Origin of the sequence: Sulfitobacter sp. EhC04 (genome assembly GCF_001650875.1) — a bacterium.
GTDB lineage: Bacteria > Pseudomonadota > Alphaproteobacteria > Rhodobacterales > Rhodobacteraceae > Sulfitobacter.
This window is the reverse complement of record NZ_LXYI01000054.1, coordinates 1-3,659: the sequence shown is the minus strand read 5'-3', so window position 1 is coordinate 3,659 and position 3,659 is coordinate 1. Positions and strand designations below refer to the sequence as shown.

The 3,659-nt window shown below is 54.0% G+C and carries 3 protein-coding genes; all 3 read right to left on the bottom strand.

Going from position 1 to position 3,659, the window contains the following annotated elements; genetic code table 11:
* Positions 1-68: 68 nt before the first annotated feature.
* Genes A8B82_RS24840 through A8B82_RS20040 form a run of 3 tightly spaced genes read right to left on the bottom strand, consistent with a single transcriptional unit; the run spans position 69 to position 3,488 of the window.
* Entirely contained in the window at positions 69-1,028 is a 960-nt protein-coding gene (locus A8B82_RS24840; protein ID WP_111368995.1) for a TniQ family protein, read from the bottom strand.
* The gene (locus tag A8B82_RS20045; RefSeq protein WP_229678661.1) at positions 1,025-1,882 is read right to left on the bottom strand and encodes a TniB family NTP-binding protein; all 858 of its coding nucleotides are present in this window, start codon (positions 1,880-1,882) and stop codon (positions 1,025-1,027) included. The genes A8B82_RS24840 and A8B82_RS20045 overlap by 4 nt, the downstream gene beginning before the upstream one ends.
* On the bottom strand, positions 1,860-3,488 hold the full coding sequence (locus A8B82_RS20040) for a Mu transposase C-terminal domain-containing protein (RefSeq protein ID WP_082894773.1): 1,629 nt from the start codon (positions 3,486-3,488) through the stop codon (positions 1,860-1,862). Before A8B82_RS20040 ends, A8B82_RS20045 begins: the two co-directional genes overlap by 23 nt.
* Positions 3,489-3,659: the final 171 nt, after the last annotated feature.

Below are 3,659 nucleotides of genomic sequence, written 5' to 3'. Positions count from 1 at the left end.
TGTCGTAGTACCCTAATAAAAGAGAAATTACCGCTTCTGGCCTATTTTGGCGATTTCTGTGCCTCTATTTAGGATATGTCCACAGGTTTCGGCGACCTTCGGATGAGTGGTTCCGTCTGCCAAATCTCTTGCGCGCGGAGCAGAAGTGCATGTCGATCAGTGTTGGAGCCGAGTTCTTCAATTGCGCGTCGTGCCGCATGAAGCGCTCTCTCGGATGGCACAAGTCCAGTTGTTCCGAGCCCTCGTGTTCTAGCTCGGCGGCCTATGGCTCCCTGGTCTGCATATCGATATTCATGAAGTCGGGCCCAGCTCTGGAGATTCTCCAAAGCCTCACTCTGTCGCGGAAACGTACGCAACAGACTCCGCGCTGCCCGGTTGTTTCGCGCCACCCGATAGGCAGTGCGAAGCAACGGGTGCTTTGATCCGAGTTCAATCGCAGCGAGAACAATTGTTCTTTGGGCTTGGTTCTCAGAGATCAGCGCATCTGCATCCGCCAATTTCCACAATCGCAGAAGGTCTGACGTTTGTCTGAACTGATGCAGGCTTTGTTGGTCGCCAGAGACTACAGCTGACGCCAATCTTTTAGCCCCCTGAACCGCACGCGCTTTCATACGCTTTGAGATACCAGCATGCGGACATGTCGATACCAGAGACCGACCGCAACTTTCACAGTTTGTCGACCAAGCAAACCGCCAGTGGCGCAATACCAGATCCGGCGTTTGCTCTTGGCAATATGTGCAGGTCTGAAAGTCATGTGTTGCCAGATAGTTCAATGAGCGGGCGCTCAAATTTGGCAATGTCATCGCCGCAATCTCGGTACGTTTTCTTCCAACAGCCGCGCACAATCGGTCTACACAAACTTGCTCAAGGTCGCTCGAGCGGTCGGGCACCCTGCCCCTTTGCAAGCCAAGATAGCCGCACAGTTCTTCGGTTGAACAGTGATTGGCTTGTGCCAGCCGGGTAAGCCAGCTCGAAAGCAGTTCATCGCATAGGGGTGGTGGTCGGCGGGGCAGAAGCTTGATGGTCACTCGGCCTCAACGGCCGTCTCAAGCGGAACCGTCCACGCATGTTTGTTCCAGGTCGGCCGCCATGTCGCGACAGCCTCATCCGTAATCCTCTCTTCCCCAGAATGAATCGCATCGATGGCCAGAGACTTAATCATGATAAAGACGCGGGACGTGACCCCGCCGGTCACCTTCAGGATGGTTCGGAGCGAAGCAACGGTCAGGCCCGAAGGTTTTTCCAGCGCCATGGCCGCGATCAGTGTTTGGATCAGACGTGAGAACTCTACATCGTCTTCCCAAAGCGGCAAAAAATGTTCATCCAACCGGCGCGCAAGCTGGTCATCGCCACGGACGGCATCAAGCGCTTCGTTAACGCCAAAGACCACGAGCGATACGCTAAGCTCATTTGCGAGGAACCGTAGCATGTTGAGGAACCGACGTTGCTCCCTGTAACTGCCGGCAAGCAGATTGTGCACCTCGTCAATCATGAGCATTTTCAGGTCCATGTCTCTGAGATGGTTCAGCGCCCGAACCTCCAGTTCCGAGACTGTGCGACGCCCCCACATGGGCGCGCCAATCGTAGATAGTAAGTGTTGGTAGAACCTTCTCTCATCCGGCGCGGGTGGTGCCTGAAGCAGCAATACAGGTGTCTTGGTGATCCCGAGATCACTCTTGTATTGAGTGGGATACTTGCTCGCCATACGTTTGGCGATCATCGTCTTCCCGATGCCAGAGCTCCCATAGACCATCAAACCTGGCATGCGACTTTGTCGCGGTGTTTCCATCAATGATGTCAATCGATTGAGGACAATCGTTGCACGATCAAAAGCGATCCAATGGTCGCTGCGAATGCGGTCAATTCTTTCGTTTTGGGTCATGAAATTCATCTATGGGATAGGTTGGAAGATCAGGGTTGCCGGTATCAATCGCGAACATTTCACGAGAAGGGTCGCGCTGCTTTGGGGCCTTTGACAGGCGCGCATCCCGCTCTTTACCCAGCCTGGCTGCCTTGGTTTTCTGGCGCGCTGCCTCGGCCAGACGCCTTTGCGCGTCTACCATATCAAACAGCGCCTTTTCGTGGATCCGCCCACCGTGCTTTTCTTTCCATTCTTTGCGGGCGCGGCGACTTTCCCAAAGAGAGATTTCGGGATGACTGAGATTTCGGTAGCGCGCTTCGATCATGCGACCATCGTCTACCTGCACCCAAATCTTCGATAGGTTCCGCGGATCAAATCTGACTTGCGCCTTCTCTTTGCCCCGCCCGATCAAGGACGCAAACGCATCATTCCAGTAGCGCACTTCAAAAAGCGTGATCCCTGTGCGGCCAAGCTTGCGCCATTCAAAAGGCATGAAGCTCGATCGAAACGCGTCCACATCGACAACTTGCCGCCCTGCTGTATCGCCACCCAAATCGCTCCAGGCAGCAAGAGGTGTCCGGCCAAGAGCCCGATGCGGGGTGTTGTGATACCGACAGATTTCAAGATGAAGCCAGTCTTCAAACTCAGCAAGCGTCAAAGTCGCGTTTTGTTCGCTGTTATAGTCACCCTTGTCTTTGGGTGACGAGTGCGTGGTTCCAGGCAATACGTGAACCGAACCCATAGTTGTACCGATCAAGCGCTCAATGTGACCTCCGTAATGCTTGCCGCCCTTGGGACGATAGGAAACATCAATGCCCCAATCCTCGCACGCGGACTTGAACGCTCTGCTGCGGAACTCCTGGGCATTGTCCACATGAACAGCCTTCGGAATACCAGCCGTAGGCCAGGTAAGCTCTTCAAGGGTGCCGGGCACATGCACTGTCTTTCGGCGCACGCAATGGTCGAGACAAAGCGCAACCGACAGAACGGACGGTGCATCGAAACTCACGTATACGCCCAACACCACACGCGTGGTGACATCGATCGCCATCGTCAGGTTCGGCCGCGCAAGAGGCTGTCGATCGATGTGATCGACCAAAAATACATCGGCCTTGGTATGATCGATTTGCACGACGTCGAGTGGGTCGGGAACGTCGAGTTTGCCAGGACGCGCTGCGAACAATTGTCCAGCTACGTCCGCGCCATGTCGCTTTGAGATGACCTTACGCTGGTCCATCGCATCTAGCCGCCGCTTAACTGTTCGACGGGTCGGAGGCTGGAAGCCCTTTGCATCACACTCTGAGCGTATCTCACGCCAAATGCGCAAAAAACTTGAACGTTCTCGAACCAGATAGTAGCGGCTAAGGGTGGTGCTGATGATGCGCTCCACATCCGGAGCAAGACGCCCTTTTCCAGGTTTAGGCCCGCGCCGACCCGGTTGCAGCGCAACGGATCGAGCATCGTTCTCTTTGAGACGACGGTAAAGCTTCCAAGTATAGCTTTTGGAAAGACCCAACTCCCATGCCGCGTCGCCAATGGCACGACCAATTGGGTCGCCCTTTTTTTCAAGCTCAAGAAGCGGCCGCAGAATAGCAGCACGATGTTTCGCAACGGCTTCAGATTTCACAGCGCGTCTTCATCACAAATCGCCGAAAGTTATCCACAGATAATCTTGTATCCTAAATTAGGGTACAGTATCCTAATTAAAGGTACAATGCCACAAATAGAGGTACAAGCAGCCATTGAAAAGTCAGGGAAAAATTAGCCTCTATTCTCTTTAATTAGGGCACAACGACAC

Excerpts from the sequence above, each read along its gene's own strand:
- A8B82_RS20045 (WP_229678661.1), bottom strand. The coding sequence starts at position 1,882 with ATGACCCAAAACGAAAGAATTGACCGCATTCGCAGCGACCATTGGATC.